Source organism: Sphingobium sp. TomTYG74, assembly GCF_055393875.1.
In genome coordinates this window covers 335,549-358,939 of sequence record NZ_AP027341.1, presented here as the reverse complement: position 1 = coordinate 358,939, position 23,391 = coordinate 335,549, and the positions used below count along the sequence as shown (strand labels likewise).

At 64.4% G+C, this 23,391-nt stretch carries 26 protein-coding genes and 1 pseudogene; 5 read left to right on the top strand and 22 right to left on the bottom strand.

Annotation, left to right across the window (positions count from 1 at the left end):
- Positions 1–99: 99 nt before the first annotated feature.
- Positions 100–1,104: an NAD(P)H-quinone oxidoreductase gene (locus ACZ5TB_RS01940; RefSeq protein ID WP_464779142.1), complete on the bottom strand. Its 1,005-nt coding sequence runs from the start codon at positions 1,102–1,104 to the stop codon at positions 100–102.
- A 102-nt stretch (positions 1,105–1,206) separates the two neighbouring features.
- On the opposite strand from ACZ5TB_RS01940, the gene ACZ5TB_RS01935 reads away from it, so the two are divergent.
- The 3 genes from ACZ5TB_RS01935 (at position 1,207) to ACZ5TB_RS01925 (ending at position 4,762) form a co-directional block, all read left to right on the top strand.
- Positions 1,207–1,404 carry a DUF1192 domain-containing protein gene (locus tag ACZ5TB_RS01935; protein WP_196225680.1) on the top strand — a complete coding sequence of 66 codons (198 nt, stop codon included), beginning with the start codon at positions 1,207–1,209 and terminating at the stop codon, positions 1,402–1,404.
- Positions 1,405–1,561: 157 nt separating this feature from the next.
- Positions 1,562–3,880: an ATP-dependent Clp protease ATP-binding subunit ClpA gene (gene clpA, locus ACZ5TB_RS01930; protein ID WP_464779141.1), complete on the top strand. Its 2,319-nt coding sequence runs from the start codon at positions 1,562–1,564 to the stop codon at positions 3,878–3,880.
- A gap of 252 nt (positions 3,881–4,132) precedes the next feature.
- Positions 4,133–4,762: a glutathione S-transferase family protein gene (locus ACZ5TB_RS01925; RefSeq protein WP_464791813.1), complete on the top strand. Its 630-nt coding sequence runs from the start codon at positions 4,133–4,135 to the stop codon at positions 4,760–4,762.
- Between the two features lie 75 nt (positions 4,763–4,837).
- Here ACZ5TB_RS01925 and ACZ5TB_RS01920 read toward each other — a convergent pair whose 3' ends face one another.
- Complete coding sequence (locus ACZ5TB_RS01920) at positions 4,838–5,572, bottom strand: Bax inhibitor-1/YccA family protein (protein WP_464791812.1); 735 nt, start codon at positions 5,570–5,572, stop codon at positions 4,838–4,840.
- A gap of 192 nt (positions 5,573–5,764) precedes the next feature.
- Here ACZ5TB_RS01920 and thpR point away from each other — a divergent pair, with 192 nt between their 5' ends.
- Positions 5,765–6,307, top strand: coding sequence for an RNA 2',3'-cyclic phosphodiesterase (gene thpR / locus ACZ5TB_RS01915; protein ID WP_464791811.1), 543 nt, complete (start codon positions 5,765–5,767; stop codon positions 6,305–6,307).
- A 22-nt stretch (positions 6,308–6,329) separates the two neighbouring features.
- On the opposite strand, the gene ACZ5TB_RS01910 is transcribed toward thpR, so the two are convergent.
- The 11 genes from ACZ5TB_RS01910 to ACZ5TB_RS01860 all read right to left on the bottom strand — a co-directional run bounded on the left by ACZ5TB_RS01910 (position 6,330) and on the right by ACZ5TB_RS01860 (position 16,220).
- Complete coding sequence (locus tag ACZ5TB_RS01910) at positions 6,330–6,878, bottom strand: superoxide dismutase family protein (RefSeq protein WP_464791810.1); 549 nt, start codon at positions 6,876–6,878, stop codon at positions 6,330–6,332.
- Positions 6,879–7,100: 222 nt separating this feature from the next.
- Positions 7,101–8,189 carry an OmpA family protein gene (locus tag ACZ5TB_RS01905; RefSeq protein WP_464791809.1) on the bottom strand — a complete coding sequence of 363 codons (1,089 nt, stop codon included), beginning with the start codon at positions 8,187–8,189 and terminating at the stop codon, positions 7,101–7,103.
- Between the two features lie 178 nt (positions 8,190–8,367).
- A complete protein-coding gene (locus ACZ5TB_RS01900; RefSeq protein ID WP_464791808.1) occupies positions 8,368–8,871 on the bottom strand; it encodes a DUF2793 domain-containing protein in 504 nt (167 codons plus the stop codon).
- A gap of 31 nt (positions 8,872–8,902) precedes the next feature.
- Positions 8,903–11,098 (bottom strand): phage tail protein, encoded by a 2,196-nt coding sequence (locus tag ACZ5TB_RS01895; protein ID WP_464791807.1) that lies wholly within the window; start codon positions 11,096–11,098, stop codon positions 8,903–8,905.
- An 8-nt stretch (positions 11,099–11,106) separates the two neighbouring features.
- On the bottom strand, positions 11,107–11,508 hold the full coding sequence (locus tag ACZ5TB_RS01890; protein WP_464791806.1) for a peptidoglycan endopeptidase: 402 nt from the start codon (positions 11,506–11,508) through the stop codon (positions 11,107–11,109).
- A complete protein-coding gene (locus ACZ5TB_RS01885) occupies positions 11,505–12,320 on the bottom strand; it encodes a DUF2163 domain-containing protein (RefSeq protein WP_464791805.1) in 816 nt (271 codons plus the stop codon). Before ACZ5TB_RS01885 ends, ACZ5TB_RS01890 begins: the two co-directional genes overlap by 4 nt.
- Positions 12,317–14,644, bottom strand: coding sequence for a DUF2460 domain-containing protein (locus ACZ5TB_RS01880; protein ID WP_464791804.1), 2,328 nt, complete (start codon positions 14,642–14,644; stop codon positions 12,317–12,319). Before ACZ5TB_RS01880 ends, ACZ5TB_RS01885 begins: the two co-directional genes overlap by 4 nt.
- Entirely contained in the window at positions 14,641–15,192 is a 552-nt protein-coding gene (locus tag ACZ5TB_RS01875; protein WP_464791803.1) for a tail tape measure protein, read from the bottom strand. Before ACZ5TB_RS01875 ends, ACZ5TB_RS01880 begins: the two co-directional genes overlap by 4 nt.
- A 121-nt stretch (positions 15,193–15,313) precedes the next feature.
- Positions 15,314–15,508 carry a phage tail assembly chaperone gene (locus ACZ5TB_RS01870; RefSeq protein ID WP_464791802.1) on the bottom strand — a complete coding sequence of 65 codons (195 nt, stop codon included), beginning with the start codon at positions 15,506–15,508 and terminating at the stop codon, positions 15,314–15,316.
- Positions 15,505–15,816, bottom strand: a complete 312-nt coding sequence (locus ACZ5TB_RS01865; RefSeq protein ID WP_464791801.1) for a gene transfer agent family protein — start codon at positions 15,814–15,816, stop codon at positions 15,505–15,507. Before ACZ5TB_RS01865 ends, ACZ5TB_RS01870 begins: the two co-directional genes overlap by 4 nt.
- On the bottom strand, positions 15,813–16,220 hold the full coding sequence (locus ACZ5TB_RS01860; protein WP_196225666.1) for a phage tail tube protein: 408 nt from the start codon (positions 16,218–16,220) through the stop codon (positions 15,813–15,815). Before ACZ5TB_RS01860 ends, ACZ5TB_RS01865 begins: the two co-directional genes overlap by 4 nt.
- A gap of 54 nt (positions 16,221–16,274) precedes the next feature.
- Here ACZ5TB_RS01860 and ACZ5TB_RS01855 point away from each other — a divergent pair, with 54 nt between their 5' ends.
- Positions 16,275–16,604, top strand: coding sequence for a hypothetical protein (locus tag ACZ5TB_RS01855; RefSeq protein ID WP_464791800.1), 330 nt, complete (start codon positions 16,275–16,277; stop codon positions 16,602–16,604).
- A gap of 177 nt (positions 16,605–16,781) precedes the next feature.
- On the opposite strand, the gene gp17 is transcribed toward ACZ5TB_RS01855, so the two are convergent.
- The 9 genes and pseudogenes from gp17 to ACZ5TB_RS01810 form a co-directional block, all read right to left on the bottom strand.
- The gene (gene gp17 / locus ACZ5TB_RS01850) at positions 16,782–17,183 is read right to left on the bottom strand and encodes a tail completion protein gp17 (RefSeq protein ID WP_464791799.1); all 402 of its coding nucleotides are present in this window, start codon (positions 17,181–17,183) and stop codon (positions 16,782–16,784) included.
- Complete coding sequence (locus tag ACZ5TB_RS01845) at positions 17,180–17,377, bottom strand: hypothetical protein (protein WP_464791798.1); 198 nt, start codon at positions 17,375–17,377, stop codon at positions 17,180–17,182. The genes gp17 and ACZ5TB_RS01845 overlap by 4 nt, the downstream gene beginning before the upstream one ends.
- A complete protein-coding gene (locus tag ACZ5TB_RS01840) occupies positions 17,374–17,910 on the bottom strand; it encodes a head-tail connector protein (RefSeq protein WP_464792464.1) in 537 nt (178 codons plus the stop codon). The genes ACZ5TB_RS01845 and ACZ5TB_RS01840 overlap by 4 nt, the downstream gene beginning before the upstream one ends.
- A gap of 123 nt (positions 17,911–18,033) precedes the next feature.
- On the bottom strand, positions 18,034–19,134 hold the full coding sequence (locus ACZ5TB_RS01835) for a phage major capsid protein (protein WP_464791797.1): 1,101 nt from the start codon (positions 19,132–19,134) through the stop codon (positions 18,034–18,036).
- 102 nt (positions 19,135–19,236) lie between these two features.
- Positions 19,237–19,677: an HK97 family phage prohead protease gene (locus ACZ5TB_RS01830; RefSeq protein WP_464791796.1), complete on the bottom strand. Its 441-nt coding sequence runs from the start codon at positions 19,675–19,677 to the stop codon at positions 19,237–19,239.
- Positions 19,678–19,688: 11 nt separating this feature from the next.
- On the bottom strand, positions 19,689–20,009 hold the full coding sequence (locus tag ACZ5TB_RS01825) for a DUF6127 family protein (protein WP_464791795.1): 321 nt from the start codon (positions 20,007–20,009) through the stop codon (positions 19,689–19,691).
- Positions 20,010–20,248: 239 nt separating this feature from the next.
- Positions 20,249–21,010 (bottom strand): annotated as a pseudogene (locus tag ACZ5TB_RS01820) (phage portal protein); the annotation flags it as partial.
- A 170-nt stretch (positions 21,011–21,180) separates the two neighbouring features.
- Positions 21,181–22,515, bottom strand: a complete 1,335-nt coding sequence (locus tag ACZ5TB_RS01815; RefSeq protein ID WP_464791794.1) for a DNA-packaging protein — start codon at positions 22,513–22,515, stop codon at positions 21,181–21,183.
- Positions 22,516–22,695: 180 nt separating this feature from the next.
- Positions 22,696–23,271 (bottom strand): hypothetical protein, encoded by a 576-nt coding sequence (locus ACZ5TB_RS01810; RefSeq protein ID WP_464791793.1) that lies wholly within the window; start codon positions 23,269–23,271, stop codon positions 22,696–22,698.
- Positions 23,272–23,391 lie beyond the last annotated feature (120 nt).

Below are 23,391 nucleotides of genomic sequence, written 5' to 3'. Positions count from 1 at the left end.
GTGATCGGCTGTTTCATAGCCGTGGGCGGACATTCCAAATCCTCCCTGCGCGAAGCGTGGGGAGGATTAGCTGTTACCGCAATCTACCCAAACAGGTCCTCAAACCGTCAGAACGATCTTCCCGAAATGCTCCCCCGCATCCATGCGCGCATGTGCACGCGCCGCCTGCGCCAAGGGGAAGCGCTGGTCCATCGCCGGACGGAGCCTGCCTTCTTCAACGAAGCTCCAAACCTCGCGGATGATCTCATCGGCCACCAGGCTCTTGAAAGCGGATGAGCGCGGCCGCAGCGTCGATCCGGTCAGCGTCAGCCGCCGGGTCATCACCGTGGGCAAGAAGATTTCCGCCTTTGCGCCGCCCAGCACCGCGATCGACACATGGCGGCCATCTTCGGCAAGGCACTGCAAGTTTCGGGGCACATAGTCGCCGCCGACCATATCCAGTACCGCCTGAACGCCTTGGCCAGCGGTAATACGCTTCACCTCTTCGACAAAATCTTGGGCACGATAATTGATGGCATGATGCGCGCCCCAAGCCTTCGCCTGCTCGCATTTCGCGTCGCTGCCGCAGGTGACGATGATGGTAATGTCGAAGAGCCGGCAGAGCGAAATCGCCATGGTGCCGATGCCGCTGGTCCCGCCATGCACCAGTACCGTATCGCCGCCGACGACATAGGCACGCTCGAACAGGTTGGTCCAGACGGTGAAGAGCGTTTCGGGCAAGGCCGCCGCCTCGACAATATCATAGCTATCCGGCACGGGAAGGCACTGGCCCGCGGGCGCAACCGCATATTCGGCATAGCCCCCGCCGGTGAGCAAGGCGCATACGCGCCGTCCAATCAGTTTCTCTGCGCTACCGCCAGCCGCGACGATCGTGCCGGAAACCTCCAGCCCCGGAATGTCCGACGCACCTGGGGGCGGCGGATATTTGCCCTGCCGCTGCAAGACATCCGGCCGGTTCACGCCTGCTGCCGCGACCCGGATCAGCACTTCATCCGCTGCTGGAACGGGAACCGGGCGACGCTCAGGCACTAGCGCCTCCGGGCCACCGGGCACCGGGATGGCAATCGCCGTCATCTCATCAGGCAGTGCCGCCTCAAACCCCATGATGGCCGTTCCCCCCGCAATAATCTGGCACCGCAGCTGAAAATAACAAGCGGCATAAGGGCGTTATTGACAGACCGGCCCCGGCGGTCAACATTGGCATCTATGGACATGGACGACGATCTGCCTCGCAAGATTGATGATCCGCTGGCCCAACTGCTTCGACAGGATTTGGGTCCACTATCCCTTGCCGATCTGGAAGAGCGCATCAGGGCGCTGGAGGGCGAAATCGCCCGTACCCGATCAAAGATTGAAAGCGCCGTTAACCACAAATCAAGTGCTGAGGCGTTATTCAAGCGATGAACCCGCGCTCCGCCCCCTGCGGCCCTGACATGGGCTTCACCGGGTACGGGCAGTCTGGCAATTCCGGCGATCAGGGACCCCTCCTTGATCTGCCGTCGAGCAATGCCGACATATGGTTCAAGTCAGCCCCTCTTTGGGGCTCAGGAGTAGAATAGAAATGCCATCTTTCGCACCCGCCCTTGAAACCACGCTGCACAACGCGCTGACCCATGCGTCGGAACGTCGTCACGAATATGCGACGCTGGAGCATCTGCTTCTCGCGCTAATCGATGACGAACATGCGTCGAAGGTGATGCAGGCGTGCGGCGTGGAACTCGGCGAGCTGGGCGACGCCGTCACCCAATATCTCGACAGCGAACTCGACAGCCTGAAGGTGGAAGGGTCCAGCGACCCCTCCCCCACCAGCGGTTTCCAGCGCGTCGTCCAGCGCGCGATCCTGCACGTGCAATCTTCCGGAAAGGATGAAGTGACGGGAGCCAATGTGCTCGTCGCGCTTTTCTCCGAGCGGGAGAGCTATGCCGTCTATTTCCTCCAGCAGCAGGACATGAGCCGCCTCGACGCCGTCAGCTATATCAGCCACGGCGTCGGCAAGGGGACTGCAGCTCCTGAACAAAGCGCCGCCAAGGGCGCTCCGGAAGAGGAAAAGAAGGCGCAGGACAGCAAGGGCAAGAAGGACAGTGCCTTGGAGCAGTTCACGGTCAACCTCAACGAGAAGGCGATGCGGGGCAAGGTTGACCCGCTGATCGGCCGCAGCGCCGAAGTCGACCGGACGATCCAGATCCTGTGCCGCAGGTCGAAGAACAACCCGCTCTATGTGGGCGATCCGGGCGTCGGCAAGACCGCGATTGCGGAGGGCCTTGCGCGCAAGATCGTCGAGGGCGATGTTCCCGATGTCTTGAAGGAAGCGGTGATCTACTCGCTAGACATGGGCGCGCTGCTCGCGGGCACCCGCTATCGCGGCGATTTCGAGGAGCGGCTGAAGGCGGTCGTCACCGAACTCGAAAAGATGCCGCACGCGGTTCTCTTCATCGACGAGATCCACACCGTGATCGGCGCTGGCGCGACCAGCGGCGGGGCGATGGACGCGTCCAATCTGCTCAAGCCCGCTCTGTCAGGCGGCACGATCCGCTGCATCGGCTCGACCACCTACAAGGAGTTCCGCAACCATTTCGAGAAGGACCGCGCCCTGCTGCGCCGGTTCCAGAAGATCGACGTCAACGAACCGACCATCGAAGACACGATCAAGATTCTCGCTGGGCTGCGCAGCGCCTTTGAGGAACATCACAACGTCAAATACACTCCCGACGCGATCAAGGCGGCGGTGGAGCTGTCGGCGCGCTACATCAACGACCGCAAGCTGCCGGACAAGGCGATCGACGTGATCGATGAGGTCGGCGCGATGCAGATGCTGGTGGTGCCGTCGAAGCGGAAGAAAACGATCACCCCCAAGGAGATCGAGCAGGTCATCGCGACCATGGCGCGCATCCCTCCCAAGACCGTCTCGGCCGACGACAAGTCGGTGCTGGGTTCGCTGGACACAGACCTGAAGCGCGTCGTCTTCGGCCAGAACCGGGCGATCGAGATACTGTCCTCCGCGATCAAGCTGTCGCGGGCGGGACTGCGCGATCCGGAAAAGCCGATCGGCAGCTATCTCTTCTCCGGCCCTACCGGCGTCGGCAAGACGGAGGTTGCGCGCCAACTCGCCAATCTGCTCGGCATTCCGCTCCAGCGGTTCGACATGTCGGAATATATGGAACGGCACTCGGTCAGCCGCCTGATCGGTGCTCCTCCGGGCTATGTCGGCTATGACCAGGGCGGCCTGCTGACCGATGCGGTCGATCAGAACCCACACAGCGTGCTGCTGCTGGACGAAATCGAGAAGGCGCATCCTGATCTGTTCAACATTCTGTTGCAGGTCATGGACAACGGCCGCCTGACCGATCACCACGGCAAGACGGTGGATTTCCGCAATACCATCCTCATCATGACCACCAATGCCGGTGCGTCGGACATGGCGAAGGAAAGCATCGGCTTTGGCGAACTGACCCGCGACGATGTGCAGGAAGACGCGGTGAAGAAGCTCTTCACCCCCGAATTCCGCAACCGTCTCGATGCCATCGTCCCCTTCGGCTATCTGCCGCCGGAAATCGTGGCGCGCGTCATCGACAAGTTCGTGCTGCAACTCGAACTGCAACTGGCCGACCGCGACGTCCACATCACTCTGGACGACGATGCCAAGGGCTGGCTCACCAAGAAGGGCTATGACAAGCTCTACGGCGCCCGCCCGATGGGCCGCCTGATGCAGGAGAAGATCAAACAACCGCTGGCCGAGGAACTGCTGTTCGGAAAGCTGGTCCATGGCGGCGAGGTCCATGTCCGGTTGAAGGACGAGGCGCTGGCCTTCGAAATCACCCCGGCTGCTCCGAAAAAGGGCAAGAAGGGTGGCAAGGCGAAGCCTGCGGAATCGGCCAAGTAAGCAGGCTATAGCTGGAAAGATGAAAGGGCGGCTCCCACGGCCGCCCTTTCTTTTTGGGCAAAGCCTGCGAGCGTCAGGAGGATGGCATCCCCCTCCCGCAAGCGGGAGGGGGTTAGGGGGTGGGCAAGCGCAACATCAAAGGCGATCTGAAACGGCCACCCCCACAATCAAAATTCCATTGGCCGACACCACCAGCATTTGCCAATCTGGCACCCACGAATTCCAACCACGTCTTCACGAGGGAAGAATCACATGGCTGCAGACATCACCTTCTACACCAACCCCATGTCGCGCGGGCAGATCGCCCGCTGGATGCTGGAAGAAGTTGGCCAGCCTTATGACATGATCATCCTGGACTACGGCACCACCATGAAGGCGGCCGATTATCTCGCCATCAATCCGATGGGCAAGGTTCCCGCCATCGTGCACAAGGGCAAGGTCGTGACCGAAGCCGCCGCGATCTGCGCCTATCTGGCCGACGCTTTCCCCGCCGCAGCCCTCGCGCCTCCGCCGGAGCATCGGGCGGATTATTATCGCTGGCTGTTCTTCGCGGCTGGTCCGGTCGAAGCGGCTGTTTCCAACAAGGCGATGGGCCTCACCGTTCCTGAAGACCGCGAACGCTCCATGGGCTACGGCACCTATGATCAGACACTCGCAACGCTGGAACAGGCCGTGTCGGGCGATCAATGGATTTGCGGGGGGCAATTCACCGCCGCCGATGTCTATGTCGGCGCACAGATCGACTGGGGCCTAAGCTTCGGCACCATCGATAGCCGCCCGGTCTTCGAAGCCTATGCCACCCGCCTTCGCGAGCGCCCCGCCTACAAACGGCAAAAGGAACTTGACGGCGCCCTCATCGAACAGATGCAGAAGTTCGCCTGAGCCACCCCAAGTCCCCACAGCAAAAGGCCCGGCGGATCGCTCCACCGGGCCTTCATTTGTTCACCTGACGTCGGCTTATTCGCGGTTACCCATAAAGCGCAGCAGGAACAGGAACATGTTGATGAAGTCGAGATAGAGGTTCAACGCCCCCATCACCACCGACTTGCCCATCATGTCCGTGCCCGCAACATGAGCGTAGATGCTCTTGATCTTCTGCGTATCATAAGCGGTCAAGCCAGCGAACAGCAGCACGCCGATGAAGCTCACGACCATGTCCATGGCGCTCGACCGCAGGAACAGGTTGATCAGCATCGCAACCAGCAGACCGACCATGCCCATGATCAGGAACGTGCCGAAGCCCGACAGATCCTTCTTGGTCGTGTATCCCCACAGGCTAAGGCCCGCAAAGGCCGCCGCCGTCGCGAAGAATGTCTGCGCAACCGACGTACCGGTATAAACCAGCAGAATGGAGGATAGCGAGAGCCCCATCGTCACCGCATAGGCCCAGAACATGGCCTGCATTGCGACAGTCGAGAGGCGATTCATGCCAAAGCTCATGACCATCACAAAGGCCAGAGGCGCGAACATGATGACATATTTCAGAATGCCAGGGCCAGCCAGGATCTGATAGGCGAACCCGCTGGAAGCGAACAACATGGCGACGATCCCCGTCAGCAGCACGCCACTCGCCATATAATTATAAACGGACAGCATATAGCTACGCAGGCCAGCGTCGAAAGCCTCGCCGCGCGCAACCGTCGTCCCGCCGAAACCGGCAATGTTCGAGCGGGGGTCAGACCAATTGGCCATGAGATAATCTCCTTCACCGGCGCACTTCGCCGACATTGCTATTATCGCCATATCTGGCCGCTAATTCAAGGGAAGAGCGACCGGAACGCTCTAACGACATAGGATGGTTTTCTGGCTTCTCTTCCAGCGCCCCCACTCCACCCTTCCTCCGCTTCCGCTGACACAATTCCCCAAGCTCGCTATAATGGCCTCATGCACCGCCTCTTCGTCGCCATTCGCCCGCCGGAGCCAATCCGGGCGCGCTTATTGTCATTGATGAGCGGCATCGCTGGCGCGCGATGGCAGAGCGAGGATCAACTGCACCTGACGTTGCGCTTTGTCGGAAATGCCGACCGGCACCAGGCCAACGACCTCGCCCAGGCGCTGGCAGCGGTGCGCTTCGCTCCTTTCGCGATCTCCCTGTCCGGCCTCGGACAGTTCGAGCGCAAAGGGCGAACCGACACATTATGGGCAGCCGTTCAACCTCGCGATGCGCTCGACCAGCTTCATCGGAAGATCGACCGCGCCTGTGTAGCGGCGGGCTTTCCGGCTGAGCAACGCGCCTATCTGCCCCACATCACTCTCGCCCGCTTCGGCCGCGACGGAGGCAGCACCGACGGGTTCCTGACCTATCATGCCGGACTCGCCAGTCCCCCGTTCCTGGTGGATGAATTTGCCCTTTTCGAAAGCCACCTGACGCAGAATGGAGCGCACTATGAAATGGCGGCAGCATATCCTGCCGACCCCGCTCTCTAAAATACGTGTCCGCCGGGCGTCTTCAGTCGGCGGACAATATACCACAGGCAATGCGCCCGCCTGCGTTACCCGCAGGATCAGTCTTGTTGTCATCTGCCTGCGCATGGATCACGATGGCGGCGCCGTCTGCGTCCAGAACCGCATTGGTCCCGGTGCGCAAGGTCGCGCCGGGGACCACGAACTCCATTCGTCCAGTCCCATCCGGACCAGCGGTCAGGTTCGGCATGTCTCCCATATGCATGCCCGCCAGGTTATCCCGGCCATGTTGGCGCGCGGTGGGATTCCAATGCCCGCCCGCGCTGGTGAAATCGGGCGGCGTGCATGTTCCGGTCATGTGGATATGGACCGCATGGACACCAGGCGTGAGTCCGCTTGCCTGCACATCGACATGCAGGCCGTCCGTCGCTTCCGTCACCTTGGCTTCGCCCCGAGCCGATCCGTCTGCGGCCAACAGGACAGCGCGGGCATTTGGCATCCCGGCCGACCCGGAATTCACAGCCCCACCATCCCCGCTCGCGCAGGCAGTCAGGCAAAGTGCGAGGGGCGCAAAGACGATTAGGGCGTTTTTCATGATCAAATGCACTCCCGGTGAAGCAATAGCTGGCGAACGCGACAAGACGCCATTTGTTGCGCACATAGTCCACAATGCCAAGCGATCTCCCCAACGCTGACGGCCAGATGGTGGGAATGAAACCACTCGCTCGCCGTTGCGCCTGATCACCGCAAAAGAAAAGGGGCCGGTCTTTCGACCAGCCCCTCAACCTTGTTCCATCCGCGAAGATGGAAATCTTGCTTACTGACCCGAACCCGGACCGTAAGTGATTTCCACGCGACGGTTCTGCAGTTCGCGAACACCGTCGGCGGTTTCGACGCGGGGGTTCGATTCACCGAACGCCTGGGTCGTGATCACGCCGTCAGGAATACCCTTCGACGAGATGTATGCCTTGACCGCGTCAGCACGGCGCTGCGACAGGCCGACGTTGTACGATGCCGAACCCGAACGGTCCGCATAGCCTGCCAGCATGACCTGGGCGCTGCCGCAGTTGCTGTAGGCCGAAACCGCGTTGTCCAGAATGGTGGCGGCGTCAGGCGTGACGTCCGACTTGTCCCACTCAAAGAACACGATGTACGGCCCAGGGCTGCACTCAGCAACCGGCGGAGGCGGCGGCGGAGGCGGCGGGGGCGGCGGAGGCGGGGGCGGCGGAGGCGGCGGAGGAGCAGCCGGCTCACCGAAGTTATACGCCAGACCCAGCAACAGGCTGTGCGTGCGCAGCTTGGTGCTGACATCGCCACCAGCAACGCCCACCGCAGTGGTGTAGGCCGGGACGAGGTCGATGTTGTCCTGGTTGAAGAAGCGATACTTCAGCGAGACGTCGACATTGTTGGTCAGCGGATAGCGAACGCCCGCAATCGCCTGCCAGGCGAAGCCGGTGTCGCTGTCGTTGACCAGGTCATTGGCCAGCTTGGCGCGCGAAACGCCGAAACCGCCACCGACGAAGCCCTGCAGGCCGTCGTCCGAACCGAAGTCAAGCAGACCGTTCAGCATGAACGAAAGGGCCGACGCGGAACCGCCGAAACCGCTGTTGTCCAGATCGACCTTGGCACGCTTGTAAGCGGCTTCGGCTTCGAGACGGAAACCGCCGAAGTCGTAACCGATGACCGCATCAGCGTCCCAACCCTTGTGGTAGTCGACATTTTCCAGCGTGGTGCTGGCAGTGCCAAGACCAGTCGTCGGATCGATACCGGGGGTGAAAGTGATGTCCTGATCTTCTACGATGGTGATGCCGGAATCGATTCCGATATACCAGCTATCATCACGCGCCAGGGCCGGGGTGGCCAGGGCGGAGGAGGCAAGCACAGCCGCGAGGGCAAGCTTCCGCATTTGAATTCCCCTTTCAAAAGTGTCACGAAGGACTGCTGAAACCATGTATCGGCAAGAAAGTTTCATGGCAAGTCCACAATTGGTGAAACTGTTGCTCAAATACATCACACAGCTCGAGAAGCCCGGTAGCACAAGCATTTCCACCCGCCTCTATTGTAAAAGATGGACGCCCCTCAAGTCATGGTTCGATCAGTCCGTGACTGCGCATCGCATTTAAAATCGCGACCAGGGAACTTCTCGCCTCACTGTCGACGGAGCTTCCCCCCACGGGGTCGGCTATGGCCGGTTGCCGGGTGCCCGCAACCCGCTCGCCCTCAACATAGAAGCCGTCGGCCCGAACCGCTGCATCCTGCCAATCGCTGCCATCGAAATACATCATATGGCCCCGGTCCACGACCCGCAGCGCCAGGCCAGCACGCGGCGCGGCAAACCGCCATCCGCCCCCGGTCCAACAGGCGACCGACCCATCCTGCCCCAACCAGCTCCCCGAAGCGCCGTCCGCCACGATCCAGCACTGGCCTTCGTCAGGCGAAGCTGGCGGCACATTCTCGTCCGCGCTTTCCACCGCGCCATGCAGCAGCATGTCGATCCGTGCCAGCGCCTCGTTGTGAAACACTTCCTTCTGCGCCTGCCCGGCGAAAAGCTGGGGCAAGGCCCAGCGGGGCGTCGCATCACTTGTCATGATCGAACTTCCTTTTTCCAATTTTTGGTTGTCAAAGCGGCAAGACGATTCGCGCTGCCCGTCCCAGGGCGAAAGAGCCGATCTGCCGCACCTCGATCGTCAATGCGCCGCCGCCATCCGCGTCGAATGCGTCCGCGTCATATGCCCATGACGGCGATGTGGTTTCGATCCGGCGCATCAGGGCGCCGTCCGCCAGCACGCGCAGTTCGTAACGCTCGCTTTCCTCGCCCAGCGGCACATCCGCCCCACTGATCCAGCGCCAGCCATTCCGGCTCCGCCGTACCCAGTTCAGCTTCCATCCGCCCGCCCCGTCGGAAATGGCGCGAAGGTGAACGGGCGCCACCGGCGTTACCGCTTCTCCGCTGACCATCAGCTCTGCCTCGACCGGCTCCGCATCGCCAATTCCGACCGCCGAAAGCCGCAATGTGCTGCCGATCTCGCCATTGCCCAGGGCCGCAAAAGGTTCGGCCAGCCGCTCTTCCTCGATCAGCAGAAACGGCTCGCCAGCGACATGCCCATCGATCGCCCATTCCGTCCCGAACAATCCCCGCCGCAGCCCCTCCAGCCGAAAGCTCGCCGCCCCCGTCTGCACCGCGCGGGAAAATTGGATAAGCTCACGTCCAACCATGCAAAGATTGCGCCCCTGCGCCAGTGCAGCCTCATCCGCGTCGCCCAGCTCCATGTCCGCCGCGAGCAGCGTCACATGCAGGCCGTTGACCAGATCAATCAGCGCACAGCTCCCCTGCCCCAACGCCTCGTCGGCTTCCCCCGTCACCGCGCGCGGCGCGGTACGGCCGACCGGATTGGCTTCCCCCGTCTCGCTCATCACGAAGAGGGCCGCGTTTCTCCACCCTTCCGCGCCACTGGCCGCCGCAGCGATCAACGGCGCGGTGGCCGCCGCCTCCCGCAACGGCGGAAGGTCCGCCAGCATCAATGCAGTGGGTCCATGCGGCGCATCCGTCTGCCGCACGATCGCGCCGGAGGAGGCTCCCGCAGGCAAGACGCCTCCCGCCCCCGGCACCCGCCGCAGCGCCAGCCGCACCGCCATGGCTTCCCACTCCCGTTCCTCCACCCGCCAGCGGCCCGGCATGGCCTCGACCGTCACCAGATCACCGGGGTCATGGCGCAGGGCGTCCCACCCGCAACGCAGGGTCATGGCGGATCGGCCCGTCCAGTCATGGCCAAGATGACGGGCCGCCAGACCGCGCGCAGCATCGCCCGACATGGTGACCGGCAGATCGATCCCGCGCTCAACCCGCCCCGCCCCCGGCCGACTGACGCGCTGTACCCCCGCCTGATAATCTCGCGCTGCATCGTAGTGACGCAGCGAAAGGGCCAGCGGCACCGCATCAGCGCTCTCTCCCGACTGTTCGACGGCATCGATGGCACGGCCATTGATACGCTTGCACAGGGTGCCCGCGCCGATCTCACCACCCGTCTCATCGCCCCCCGTGCCGGTCAGCCGCAATCCGTCCTCACCTGCGACAAAGGCAAGGTCCCATGCCTCCACCAATGGACCAATCGCGTCGATCACATCGGCCCCGCCCGCCGCAAAGCCATCGACGGCTCCATCTACGACCGCCTCAAGGACACCCCCACTCAGGTCCACGGCAACCGTCGCGATGGTCACCACCCCCTCATCCGCCTCCACCTCGAAGGTCAGCGACGGAATGCGATTGCCAAAATCGGCAAGCTGCAAATCCTCGAACACCGTATAGGCAATGCCCCGATGCCCCGGTGTCCGGTCGACACCCTCCGCAGACGCGATGAGCGGATCGGCAGCCTGATCCTCACTCCCCAAATGCAGGCGAAACGCGCTCAACCCCGACTTGAAATCCCCGGCAGCCCCGCGCAGCAAGTTGCCGTCCGCCCATATGCGCCGCACCGTCAGCACCCTGCGCGCCGACAATGCGACGGCAAAACTGGCCGAATAGCTGTAGCTTGTGACGCTCGGCCGTCCCTTGCCGCCGCCGCTCCTGTTGCGCTTTTCCTTAAGGTCGGTCGCCCAAATGACCGATCCTGCGGCACGCATCGTGCCAAACAGCTTCGGGATCTGCGCGCCATAGCTCGACGTCTGCAACTGCAATTCGGTCAGCCGCCTGCCCTCGCGCCCCTTGGGCTTGAACAGCACCGCCTGATCCAGGCTGCTGCCGATCAATCCGCCGATCGCGCCGCCCAACGGCCCGCCGATCGCCGTGCCCAGCGCGGTCAGCACTAAAGTCGCCATGTCTGCTCCTATATTGCCCGCCAATGGCCGATGACGGGCCAGGGCGAAGCCCCCGGCGTCTCGACCACGCGCCCCAGCCCGGCATGAGCATGCACATGCCCGCCCGGAACCAAAATCATCAGATGCAATTGCAGTGGTCCCGGCCGCACCAGCGCCAGGTCGCCCGCTTGTCCCTGCTCCACCGCCCGCAAGCCCGCCCGCTCCAGCCAGTCGCGCGCCAGAGCGGCATCACCCGACCGCAAGCCATAGCCTCGCGGCGCCGCGCCCCGATGTCCCGCCTGCGCCAGCGCCAAAGCCGCAAGCCCGACGCAATCGATACCGCTCACCTTGCTGCGCCCCTGCAGCCGGAAAGGCACCCCCACCAGATCGCGCGCCGCCGCTACGACCCGGTCCGCTTGTTCGCCGCTCACGCGCCCGGATAGCGCGTCAGAAGGTCCGTCCCCGGCAAATAGGGCTCCCCCCTGAAGTTCACGACATTGGCGAAGCGCGTCCGGCAAGTGTCCAACTGCCGGTCGCACCCTTCTGTCAGCAGCGCCAGCGTCCCCGCCGCCACCGCAAAACATGGCGGATCGGCCAGCGTCACCCCACTCGCTCCATTGTCCACCACAGCCTGCACCGCGCCTGCATTAGCGCCCGTCAGCCACCGCAAAGTGCCAAAGGCATAGACACCCACAGCCAACCCCGCCGCACTCACCTCCACATCATCGACAGCGGATACCACCACAACCTTCCGCCGCCCCGCCAGATCGACCCGGCATTGCCGGTCCCCCAGCCGCGCCCGGCAATCCGGCGAAGTGGAGGGCGCAACCGGAGCCTTCAGCGCCGCCATCGCTCCCACCAGTTCCGCCGTGAAAGCCCCACCCTTACGCGCCACGCTGCCAATCTCACCCTTCGCGAGCATCAGCCACATCTCGCCCGGCGCGTCCCACTCGGTCAGCCGCAGTTCCAGCGCAGCCCCGTCCCAGCGACCCGCCATCAGGTCCGCCTCATTGATCGCATCCGCAATCAGCGCGCCAGCCAAGTCGGTATCGCCCGCCTCCGCACTGATCCCGCTGCGAATGGCCGAAGGGGTCATCCCCGGCGCGGCACGATAGCGCACATGCCCAATCTCCAGATCGCGGTCATGGCTCGTCAGCCCGATCGTCACGCCATCCCGCCGCTCCAGCCGCCAGCAGAAAGCGAGCGTCGCCAGCGGCTTGTCCAAAGCCTCCAGCCCGCTCATTCCCGTATCTCCACGAGCGGCACCGAAGGCGCCTCCCCCGCCGCAAAGGTCGCGCGGTTCACGTCCAGCCTGTCCTCGGCAAAGCGCACCGGCACGTCGAATCGAAACCCCGCCGTCAGCAACGCGCCCACCGCCGGAGCCTCATCAAAGGCGATGACGCCCAATCCCGCATGGCTCCAGCCGTCAGTCAGCTCCACGCCGTCCACCGCCACGCGAATGCTGCCCGTCACCGGCCGGGTAATCCGCCGCACCTGCGCCTCCTCACCCTCGCCATAATAGCGCTGCAACGGAAACTCCGTCCGCACGCCATCCCCCGTCCCCAGACGCTGATCCAGCGCGCCCGGCGCCATCCCCGGCGCACAGCTCCGATCATCATAGGGATCGGTAAAGCGAAACCCCCGCGACGCCCCGCGACGCGCCCGGAAAAAGGCGATCAGCTCGACAATGTCCGCCTCCGATCGCACCCCCGGCCCCGCATCGAAGGACAGCCGCGCATCCGCCCAGTCGCTGCTCCGCCGCTCATGCCCGGACGGGCTTTCCACCACCTGCGTCGAAAAAGCAGGCGACAGGCTCGCGTCCCGCCCGATGGCGATCGGAAACGCCACATCGTCAAAGGCTTGCATGTCATCATCCCCCTGAAGTCTGAAGCAGGTGAAGCCATCTCGAGCCACCTGCGGCAGCGCCCAGACGAAGGTCGCCGCCGTCCCCCGCCGCACAGCCGCCTCCGCCGCGTCAGCGATCCGCCGCCACTGCGCCGCCTGCTCAGCCAGCAGCACGAAGCCCGAAAAATAATGCTGCTCTTCCACCGGATAGCCAAGCCGCGCCGTCGCCACCTCGATCCCCCGAGACGTGCGCGTAGGACGCCCCTCCGTCACCCAGTCATAATCCTCCAACTGCAACACATCGAAGGCAGGCGCAGCCCATCCCATCGGCATGTTCGCCCGCTTCGCCTCCGGCGCGAGCGGATCAAGCACAGTCGGCAGATAGGCCAGCAAATGCGTCACCGCCCCCGGCGCCACCCCCTTCACCCAGGCGCACAGCGCCGCCGTCGAAGCCGCCAGCACCGCCCCCGCCTGATCCAGCAAAGCCTTTTGCGGCTCACTCAATGTCCCCCGCACGTCGGGGATGGACACCGGGCTCCCGCCAAAGGCCGTCCGCGCCGCCGCATCATAAATGCAGATCCGCCCATCGGCGGGAATCACCCACCACCATGGCTCCCCCACCTGAAACTTGATCGGAATCCCCGCGCCCAGCCCGATGGAAACAAAGGCCTCCGCGACAAGCCGCAAATAACTCATCGCCCCGTCATGCGCAGGCGACAGCAATGTGGAAGGCGGCGACCACCCAGTCAGCGCCGGATCGCCATTCTCCGCCCGTTGCTTCCAATCATTCCAGCAATGCGCATCCAGCAACTCATAGGAAAGCGACCAGATCACCCCCAGCCCCAGAGCCTTCGCCCGCCGCGCCAAATCCGCATGCCAAGCCGCACAGGGCGCGTTCAACACACCTCCCGCCAGGCTCACATAAAAACCGCCGCCCAGCGGTTCGAGCCGGAAATAATGGCTCATCCCCACATAATGGTTGATGTCGCCGCGATAGCCGAGCGCATGGATCGCCTCGACAATCCGCTCAGGCGTCTGGTTGAAACAATCATCATAGCCGGTCGCCATCGACAGCCCATTTTCCGGCACCATCACATCGCCAACACTCAGCACCGACCCCGCGCCATCGCAGCGCATGTTCGACAGCTCGGCCCAACCCTCGGCTCCCGCGAAGGCGGTCGCCCCCGCATCATAGCCCGGCGCAGCAAGCGATATGAACATCCGATCCACATCACCCGCCCAAACCGGATCAGCCTCGCCCGGCAGCAGGAACCCCCCATCCAGATCAGCGAAATTCAGAACGATGTCCGCATCTTCCGCCGATCCGCTCGCATAGTTCCAAAGCCGCACATACCAGGAGCGCGGACTACCTCCCGCATCCCGCCCCTCGATCGTCAGCGTCGGCCCATGCACCTCATCCAGCTGCTTGAGCCCCCCGCTCCGCCAGCGGAACCGCAACACACAATCCCGAAAATCGCGAGCCGTCTCATAAGCGAGAAGCGGATGGCCCCACTTATCCTCCGCCTCCCAGATCAGCCCAGCCAGATCGCCCGAGCCATAAAAGACCGCATCCACCCGCAAAGCATCCGGAGCAGTCGTAACAACACTCGCCATCATCGGCCGCGGGAAGTTCACCGTCCAATGCGTCGGCGCGAAGCGCTTGATAAACCGCTCTTCCTGCCCCCGCCGCGCATCCGCCAACCAATAACCCAGCCCACTCATCCGTTCAGCGCCCCCCTTACTGCCCGTGCCACCTGCCGCGCACTCCGCGCCAGCATCCGCGCATTGTCGAACCCTTCACCACGCCCCTGCACGGCTATGTTCACCCGCACATCGCGCCCACCCGCGCCACCATTCGCCATCACCTGCCCACTAGCTGTGGGCACGAACAACTCAGGCCCCCGCTCGCCAACCACGTAGGCCCGCCCCGGCGACACCGGCCCGCCAGTAGCCCGCCCCGGCAGCCCCAGCGCCGCCCCCGCCAACGTCAGCAAGGAACCCCCAACGCCCCCCACACTCCCGGCGCCAGACCGAACCGCCCCCGCCACAATCTCTTCCAGCACCGACAGCGCAACCTGCTTCAATTCCTCAAAACCAAAGCGCCCGTTCCGCACCGCGCGAAGCAACCCCTGCTCAATCCGCCGCCCCGCCCGCTCCGCACCCGAAGCCAGCGGCCCTTCCAACGCCCCCCGCATCGCTTCCACATCCCGCGAAAGCCCCTGCGTATCCGCCCGAACCCGCACCACCAGCGTCTCGATTTCTTCGTCCACACCGCCCTCCAGCACTTAAGAGAAGCCCCTCCCCTTTAGGGGAGGGGTTGGGGGTGGGGGCGCGCCCCACGCACCCGCCTCCGTTCGTTTCGAGCGAAGTCGAGAAACGGAAAGCACCCCCTCAATCCGGCATCACCCCCCGCAACCGCTCCAACTCCCCCTTATCCACCCCAACCTCCGGCTCCTCCTCACCCCTCGCAGCCCGCAACACCGCCTCCAACTCCACCGGCGTTGCGCGCCAGAACTCATCCGGCCGCCACCCCAGCAACCACCCCGCGACGCCAGCCAGCCGCGCCGCCGCTTTGAAGAAGCTCATCGTCCCCCCAAAATCTGCCTGATGATCCCACTCAGCACCGGCGACAGCTTCGCCAGCCCCGCCTCAACAATCGCCTCGCCCAGCTTGTCGCGCGTCAGCCCCACAGGCGGATCGGCCAGGCAATGCCAAAACAGCCCCGCCATGTCGGACAAGGACAACTTGCCCGCAGCCGCCCGATCGACCAGTTCGAACAGCGGCCCCAACTCCTGTTCCGCCGCCACCAATGCAGCAAAGCTCGGCCGCAACCGCAAAGCCTCGCCAGCCACTTCCAGCGCAGCCTCGCCGCGTGCCTCATTCACCGCGCTCATTCCGACACCACCGGGCCGGAGCTTTCCAGGCTAAGCGCATAATTACGCTCACCATTATAATCGCCCGCATAGTCGAGCCGCGTGACCAGAAAGCGCCCGCGCATCCGCTCGCCACTTTCAAAGCTCAGCTCAAACTGCTCGATCGTCCCGGCCAGCGCATGATTGCGAATGCGCACCTCGGCAGCTGACCCTGTAAAGATCCCCGCCGCCGACACGCTGACCGACCGCACCCCCGCGCCCGACAGCAACTCCCGCCACCCACCGGAATCCTTGGACGTCACATTGACGCCCTCGCCGTTCACCGACAGCTGCGTGGTCCGCATCCCGGCCACCGTCGCATAGGCGACAGGCGACCCGCCATCGCCTACTTTCAATAGAAACGCGCTTCCCTTTTCCACTGCCATGGAGCATTCTCCTGTAAGATAAACCGTGCCTGAATTGCGATTGGAGAGGTTCGAATGCTGTTCGTTGCTCCCCTCATGATGATGCTGGCCGCCTCGGCGCAAAGCGGCGATGCCGTCGGCGCTGGCCGCAAGGCTTTTTCCGAGTGCTTGTCGAAAGAGATCAGCCCTGCGCTCGACAAGAAACTGTCGCTCAGCGACTTCCAGTCCACGCTGAAATCCAAGTGCAGCGCCAAGGAAGCCGCCTTCCGCGCCGCCATCGTCGCTGACGACAAATCCACTGGCATGTCCGACAAGGACGCCCAGGCCGACGCCGACGACCAGATCGCCGAATATGTCGACAAGATCACCGGCGAGTTCGAGGATTATTCCAAGCCCGGCGGCTAAGGGGCCAAGAAGGCAATGCGCTTAATCAACGCACCCAGCTCAACTCACCTACCTACCCCCGTTCGGGCTGAGCTTGTCGAAGCCCTCCACTTCTTAAAAGAGAAGACCCTTCGACAAGCTCAGGGCGAACGGAGGAGAGGTGGTAGTCCCAATGGCAAGTGCTAGACACGCCATGACCTAACCCGCCTCCCGAACCACCCGCACCCGATAATCCACCACCGCCTGCCAGGCGTCCTTCTCGCGCCCCTTCACCACCCGCGACCGGATCAACCGCACCCCCACGATCCGCCACCCGTCCGCAGCCTCCAAAACCTGCATCACGCCATCAACGCGCTCCAGCAGCACCGCTAACCGCCCCGGCGTCTCCCCCGCATCATTCAGCCCAATCGTCAGCCGCAGCTCACGCCCATCCACATCCTTCGCGCCCCACTCGCTGGCGATACACTCCCCAACCACCGCATAAGGCACGCTAGCCCGCACTGGCTGACCATCGAACAAGCCATTCAACCCACCCATCAACGCCGCATCACCGCCCAGAGCCGCAATCACCGCCGCCCGCACCTTCACTTCCGCACTCATCCCCCGCCCCTCACCCTCTCGCGCAGGTCAAGGTCGCCCAGCCAGCGCCGCATGAGCCCCCGCCCCGACAACATCACAGCCTCCCCCTCGACCCGCACATCCTCTACGCCAGCCGCCAGCATCGCCTCGGCCACTTGCCCACGCCGCCGCGCCGCCCGCGCCTCAACCAGCCGCGCCAACGTCGCCAGCTTCATGCCAGCCGCATCCGCCGCCACGGCCGCCACAGCGCGCTCACCACCGCAGGCGGGGTCGCCACATCACCGCCACGCGCGGAAAAATGCTCCGCCGCCAGCCGGACGATCCCCTGCCGGATCGGCTCGGGCAGTCCATCCGCGTCCTCGGCCATCCCCGCCCGGTAATGCACCGCCAGCACCCGCTCGCCAGCCAAGGGCCGCGCCCGCACCCAACCATCCCCCGCCGCATCGATATCAACTGAATAGGCATCGACAGCCAGCGCTTGCCCCGCGCCATCAGGCCCCAGCGCATCGACCCCCAGGATCGCCACCACCGGTGTAGCGGACAGCCGCTGCCATCCCCCATCAGCCCGCACCGTCTCCCGCGCCTCGCCAATGATCAGCCATTGCCCGACAAACTGCTCGCACAACGCCGTCGCACTTCTAAGCAGCCCCTCCAGCAACCCATCCTCGCCACTCCCACTAATCCGCAGATAATCCTTCAATTCCGCCAGCGACGCCCCCGCCGCTCCAGCCTCTTCCCGCACCAACACCAACCGCCCCTCCCACAAAAAAGGAGGGCGCCCCGCACGGACGCCCCCAAACCTTCTCCCGCAGGCGGGAGAAGGATACGAAGCCTTGGCCCGGAACGGGCCTAGGCGCAGTTGGATGAGGGTTTAAGAAGCCGCGAACTTCATCAGCTTGATCGCCTCCGAGTTGGAAACCGCGCCACCAATCCGCTTCACCGCATAGAAATGCACGAACGGCTTGCTGCTGAACGGATCGCGCAGGATGCTCGTCTCGCTACGCTCGGAAATCACATAGCCCGCCTGGAAATTACCAAAGGCGATCGACAGCGAACCCGCCGCGATATCCGGCATGTCCTCGGCCTCCACCACCGGATAACCCAGCAGCGTCGCAGGCTGCCCAGCGCTCAGCGAAGGCTGCCAGATAAACGCCCCATCGCTCGTCTTCATCTTGCGAATAACGGCCAGCGTCGCCGAATTCATGACAAAGCACGCCCCCTGACGATAGGGCGCACGCAGGCTCTGCACCAGGTCGATCAGCTTCTCCTGACCCGACGCCGCAAAGGCACCCGAAGCCCCCGAAGCCACATATTGCAGCGATCCGAACGCGCGCACGCTGTCCGCCTCATTGGTCGCCGTATAGGTCAGGAACCCCTTGGGCTTGTTCGTGCCATTGCCGTTAACGAAGGCCGCCCCCTCCGCCGCCGCAAACTCACGCGCAATCTCGCCCGCCAGCCAGCCTTCGACATCGAACTGCGCATCGTCCAGCATCGCCTGGCTCGCCGCCGGATTGGCATAAAGCTCACCATAAGGCGGCACGATCTCGTTAAAGCTGGGCGTCGCCGTCTCCGCCCGAGCGCCCGTCTCACTCGCCCAGCCCGATACGATGCCGCCCGAAGTAACCAGCTTGCGATAGCCAGCACTGCCGGTACGCACCACATTCGCAATCGAACGAATGGGCGAGATGCTCTTCAACGTCGCATCGATAATCTGATCAATCTCGCGCGGCACCGCATAGCCACCCGCCGCGCCACTCGCGCCGGAAAAGCTCTTCAGCTCAACCCCCTGCCGCACATAGCGCTCCACAAAGGCGGCCCGCTTGGGATCGAACGACCCACCCTTAACCCCATCCAGCGCAGGCCGCTGCTGCTGCACCAGCGCCCCTTTCAGCGCCGCAACCTCACCCTCCAGCGCCTCGATACGCTCACCCTGCACCACCGCATCAAAGCTCGCTTCCAACTGATCCGTCATCAACCACTCCTCGCACATAAAAAAACCTTCTCCCCACGGGGGAGAAGGATACGAAGCCTTGCCAGCGTGCTGGCTAGGCGAAGTTGGATGAGGGGGCTTTCCCTACCCCTCCACCGCAATCACCCGCGCCAATGGCTGCATCGGGTGCGTCACCACGCTCACCTCCACCAGCTCCAACGCCAGCAGCTCACGAGGTCCAGCCCCCCGCGCCTCCCGCACCCGATAGCCAAAGGACAGCCCATCCACCGCGCGCTCCTTCAAAGCCCGCGCCGCTGCCCGCCCAGCGGAAGTCCGACCCGACACCCGCCCAATCACCCGCAATCCCCGAGCATCCTCCTCGACCCGCTCGACCGTCCCGATCGCCTCGCCCGGCAAATGCTGCCAGAGCAGCGGCACCCCCGCCGCCACGCCCGCAAAGGCCCCCGGCCGCACCACATCGCCGCCATGATCCACCCGATCGAACACCGCCGCATACCCCGCGAACCGAACATCCCCCTCTCCAACCTCCGTTCGCTTCGAGCGCAGTCGAGAAGCGTCAAGCACCCCCTCCCCACTCATCCGCGCACCATGCCGACCAGCCCAGCCTTCACCGCCACGCCCAACAGCACCAGCGCCATGACAATCCGCACTGCCCAGCTAACCACGGCCCCTCGAGCCGCCTTCTTCGCGTCGCGCCAGGCGGACAACAGCTCGCGCAGTTCCCGCACATCGCCCTCCGCGCTCCGATCGCTAAGCCCCAGCCGCTCCAACGCCCGCCCCGCGCCCAGCTCGCTCGCCTCCTCGATCAGCGCGCGGATCATCAGCATGTCCATCTGCCCCGGCGCAGCCTCAGCCTGCGCCACCAGCCGCGCCAGCATCTCGCCATCATATTTCATGAAAATTACCCTCCTATCCCTCTCCCCTTCAGGGGAGAGGGCAGCGAGACTTGGCGGCGATGCCGCCTAGTCGCAGCGGGAGAGGGGAACCGCCCTCTCCTCCACATCCCACCCGACCCTCTTCATCAGGCCCCGCTCGCAATTATCGCGCAGAGCATGTAAAGGCCGCAGAGCAACAAAAAGCCGCCCAAAGGCAGCCCCGCAAAATCCTCCGCGCCCTCTGCGCCTCTGCGCGAACCTCAAATCCCCAACATCGCCCTCTTCTCATCCGCCGAGAGAAAATCCGCCGAAGCCACCCGCTCCCACAAAGCCGCCCGCTCGTCCGACAGCGCAGGCACCGCATCCAGATCCGCCACTAAAGACAAACCCGGCCACCACCCCTGCAAACCCTGCGCCAGCCCGCCGCAGATCTTCGCCACCAACGGCAATATCGTCTGCCGCCACAGCGCCTTGTTCGCCTCGCGATAATTGGCGTAGCTATTATCCCCCGGCAGCCCCATCAGCATCGGCGGCACCCCGAAAGCCAAGGAAATCTCCCGCGCCGCCGCCGCCTTCAGGCCCACAAAGTCCATCTCCGCAGGTGTCAGGCTCATCGCCTTCCAATCCAGCCCACCCTCCAGCAACATCGGCCGCCCGGCATTAGCCGCCCCCGAAAAAGCGACCTCCATCTCCCGCTTCACCCGCTCGAACTGCTCAGGCGACATCACCGACCCATCGCCCGGATCGTAAACCATAGCCCCCGAAGGCCGCGCCGCATTGTCCAGCAAGGCCTTGTTCCAAACCGTCGCCGCATTATGGATCGCCACCGCCCCCGCAGCCGCCCCAACACAACCCAGCCCATAATGATCATCCAGCGGATGCAGCGCCTTCAGATGGAGGATTGAAGCCCGCCCCGCCCCATCCTCAGGCAGCAACCGCGTCACGCTATCCCCCACGCGATAGAGATAAGCCGCAGGCCACCCCCGCGCATCCGCCTCCACGCTGACCCGCTCCGGCCGCATGCCTGGGGGTCGGGCGCGGTGGCTTTGGGGGAGTGGCCGGCTTCCGCCATCACCGGCGTCGCAACCAAAGTCGCGCCAGCCGCCATCATCATGATCCTGGCCAATTTCATCAGCCTCACTCCCTAAAATATTGACTTGGGATAATACGCCGCGCCCACCAGCCCGGTTCCTCACACGGAACGAACCCGCGCATCGCCACGCCGCCCAAGCATCAGCTCCGTCAAAGCCCACACCAGCGCATCGGCCCTATCAGGCGACCGCCCCGGCCCCACATAGCCGCCCCCGGCCACCAAACCGCACATCTCATCCTCCAGAGCCCAGAACGCCCCACGATGCCGCACCCGCCCGGCTTCATACAAAGCCGCAACCGGCTCGGCCCGTGCTGCCTTCCCCCGGCTCGCATGCACCAGCCGCACCGGCAAAGCCGCCTCCGCCGCGCGCAGCACGCTTTCCACCATCGCCCCGCCATTATTCGCTTCGGCAATCACCCGATCAGCTCCATGCACCGCCGCCGCCTCAGCCACTGCCCGCGCCCAGCCTTCAGGGCTCGCCTTCTCGACACTCGCATCGGCAATCACATAGGCCCGCCCATCGCCACCAAGCCCCACAACCACGATCCCGCAAGCATCACCATGCGCCGAAGCAGGAGGATCAACGCCAATAACGACCCGCGACAGCAACGCCCCGCCGTCCCCCCCATCCGGCACATGCGCCACCCGGCACCGCTCCAGCAGCGCCCGGTTCCACAGCGCACCCTCGACCTCCTCGATCAGCTCGCCATCCAGCTCCTGCCGCCCCAGCCGCGTCGCGCCATAGCTCTGCTCCATCGCCGCCACGAAGCCCTCGGCCAGGTTCACCGCATTGTCCGCCGTCCGCCCCCGCGTCACCGCAACATCAGCGCCATCCCGCGCCACCAGCCCCCGCACCAGCGCCACCGGCCGCGGCGTCGTCGTCGCCATCACCTGAGGTGCGCGCCCAAGCCGCATCCCCATCATCATATTGTCCCACGCCGCTTCCCCCTGCGGCCATTTCGCAATCTCATCCGCCCAGCCATGGCTGAACTGCGGCCCGCGCAGCGATTCCGGGTCAGCCGCCCCAAACAGCAGCGCCATCGCCCCATTAGGCCACACCAGCCGCCGCAGCGCCGGAGAAAAGACCGGCCGGTTCCACCAAGGCGCGATCGACAGCAACCCCGAAGGCCCCTCCACCATCACGCTCCGCGCCTCGCCCAATGTCGCGCCCACCAACGCAATCCGCGCTTGACCGTCACTCTCCGCAACCCACCGCACCCATTCCGCCCCGGCCCGCGTCTTCCCAAAGCCACGCCCCGCCATCATCAACCAGATGCGCCAGTCTCCCTCAGGCGCCAACTGCTCCGGCCGGGCAAGCCATTCCCAATCATGCTCCAAAGCCTGCGCCGCCGCGCCGTTCAGCCCTGCCAGCACCCGCTCGCGCGCCGCGTCGGGCAGGGCCGCCAACCTCTCGAAATCTGACATGCCACCCATCAGCCCGCGCTCCTTTGCGTCATATTTGGACCAGCCCGACCAACCAACATGTCCCCCTCCCGCAGGCGGGAGGGGTTAGGGGTGGGCGCGAGCAAAGCGAGCTCCAACAATCAGCCGTCGCAAACCACGCTTACCTAGCGCAGGCCCGCCCCCGCCAGGCGGAGGGAAGATGAACCAAACTCACCCCTCCCCACGCCGCTCCCGCACCCTCTCCAACGCCGCCCGCAGCCGCTCGACCGCATCCGCCCCATCCGGCCTGTCCACCGCATCCGCCGCCAACCTCTCCCCGACTTCACGCCGATGCTGCACCAGCAATCGCACCCCCACCGCATTGGGATGCCCTCGCTTCACCTTGCGGCTCTTCACCATCCCCTCGCCGTCCAGCACGACCTCCTCCTCTTCCGTCCCGAACAGCGCCTGCCGCAGCAGCAACGCTTCCAGTTCGCCATAGCCAACGCCCAGCGCCTGCGCCCATTCCCGCGCAAATCCAGGATCGCGCCGCTTCTGATAATAGGCGCTCGACAGGTTCTTCCCCGCCACCCGCGCCGCCTCGCTGACGTTGCAGGTCGCGGCCAGCGTCTCCATGAAGACTTTGCGCCGCTCCGCCGTCCAGCCGTCCCGGCGAACCGCCCGCATCTGCGCACCGCTCCCCGTCGCGCCGCGCTGGCTCCGCTGCACGGTCAACTCCCTGTCCGGCGCATCGCTGGCCTTGCCGGAAAAGCGCCGAACCACCTTTGCGCCATTCTCCTGCCCCATGCCCTTGCCCCCCGCTTTCTCAAACGGAAAAGGGCCGGTTCCTTTCGGACCAGCCCTTGCCGCGTCACCGTTCCGGCGACTCACAATTCCCAATATCGACATCTCTGCCTGAACAGCGTG

Coding starts and splice junctions, on each gene's coding strand:
- ACZ5TB_RS01835 (WP_464791797.1), bottom strand. CDS start 19,134: ATGACGGATCAGTTGGAAGCGAGCTTTGATGCGGTGGTGCAGGGTGAG.
- ACZ5TB_RS01940 (WP_464779142.1), bottom strand. CDS start 1,104: ATGGGGTTTGAGGCGGCACTGCCTGATGAGATGACGGCGATTGCCATC.
- ACZ5TB_RS01910 (WP_464791810.1), bottom strand. CDS start 6,878: ATGAAAAACGCCCTAATCGTCTTTGCGCCCCTCGCACTTTGCCTGACT.
- ACZ5TB_RS01825 (WP_464791795.1), bottom strand. CDS start 20,009: ATGAAATATGATGGCGAGATGCTGGCGCGGCTGGTGGCGCAGGCTGAG.
- ACZ5TB_RS01855 (WP_464791800.1), top strand. CDS start 16,275: ATGCTGTTCGTTGCTCCCCTCATGATGATGCTGGCCGCCTCGGCGCAA.
- ACZ5TB_RS01935 (WP_196225680.1), top strand. CDS start 1,207: ATGGACATGGACGACGATCTGCCTCGCAAGATTGATGATCCGCTGGCC.
- ACZ5TB_RS01865 (WP_464791801.1), bottom strand. CDS start 15,816: ATGAGCGCGGTGAATGAGGCACGCGGCGAGGCTGCGCTGGAAGTGGCT.
- ACZ5TB_RS01925 (WP_464791813.1), top strand. CDS start 4,133: ATGGCTGCAGACATCACCTTCTACACCAACCCCATGTCGCGCGGGCAG.
- ACZ5TB_RS01845 (WP_464791798.1), bottom strand. CDS start 17,377: ATGAAGCTGGCGACGTTGGCGCGGCTGGTTGAGGCGCGGGCGGCGCGG.
- thpR (WP_464791811.1), top strand. CDS start 5,765: ATGCACCGCCTCTTCGTCGCCATTCGCCCGCCGGAGCCAATCCGGGCG.
- ACZ5TB_RS01810 (WP_464791793.1), bottom strand. CDS start 23,271: ATGGGGCAGGAGAATGGCGCAAAGGTGGTTCGGCGCTTTTCCGGCAAG.
- ACZ5TB_RS01815 (WP_464791794.1), bottom strand. CDS start 22,515: ATGGGTGGCATGTCAGATTTCGAGAGGTTGGCGGCCCTGCCCGACGCG.
- ACZ5TB_RS01860 (WP_196225666.1), bottom strand. CDS start 16,220: ATGGCAGTGGAAAAGGGAAGCGCGTTTCTATTGAAAGTAGGCGATGGC.
- ACZ5TB_RS01920 (WP_464791812.1), bottom strand. CDS start 5,572: ATGGCCAATTGGTCTGACCCCCGCTCGAACATTGCCGGTTTCGGCGGG.
- ACZ5TB_RS01895 (WP_464791807.1), bottom strand. CDS start 11,098: ATGGCGACTTTAGTGCTGACCGCGCTGGGCACGGCGATCGGCGGGCCG.
- gp17 (WP_464791799.1), bottom strand. CDS start 17,183: ATGAGTGCGGAAGTGAAGGTGCGGGCGGCGGTGATTGCGGCTCTGGGC.
- ACZ5TB_RS01885 (WP_464791805.1), bottom strand. CDS start 12,320: ATGAGCGGGCTGGAGGCTTTGGACAAGCCGCTGGCGACGCTCGCTTTC.
- ACZ5TB_RS01905 (WP_464791809.1), bottom strand. CDS start 8,189: ATGCGGAAGCTTGCCCTCGCGGCTGTGCTTGCCTCCTCCGCCCTGGCC.
- ACZ5TB_RS01900 (WP_464791808.1), bottom strand. CDS start 8,871: ATGACAAGTGATGCGACGCCCCGCTGGGCCTTGCCCCAGCTTTTCGCC.
- clpA (WP_464779141.1), top strand. CDS start 1,562: ATGCCATCTTTCGCACCCGCCCTTGAAACCACGCTGCACAACGCGCTG.
- ACZ5TB_RS01880 (WP_464791804.1), bottom strand. CDS start 14,644: ATGAGTGGGCTGGGTTATTGGTTGGCGGATGCGCGGCGGGGGCAGGAA.
- ACZ5TB_RS01870 (WP_464791802.1), bottom strand. CDS start 15,508: ATGAGCTTCTTCAAAGCGGCGGCGCGGCTGGCTGGCGTCGCGGGGTGG.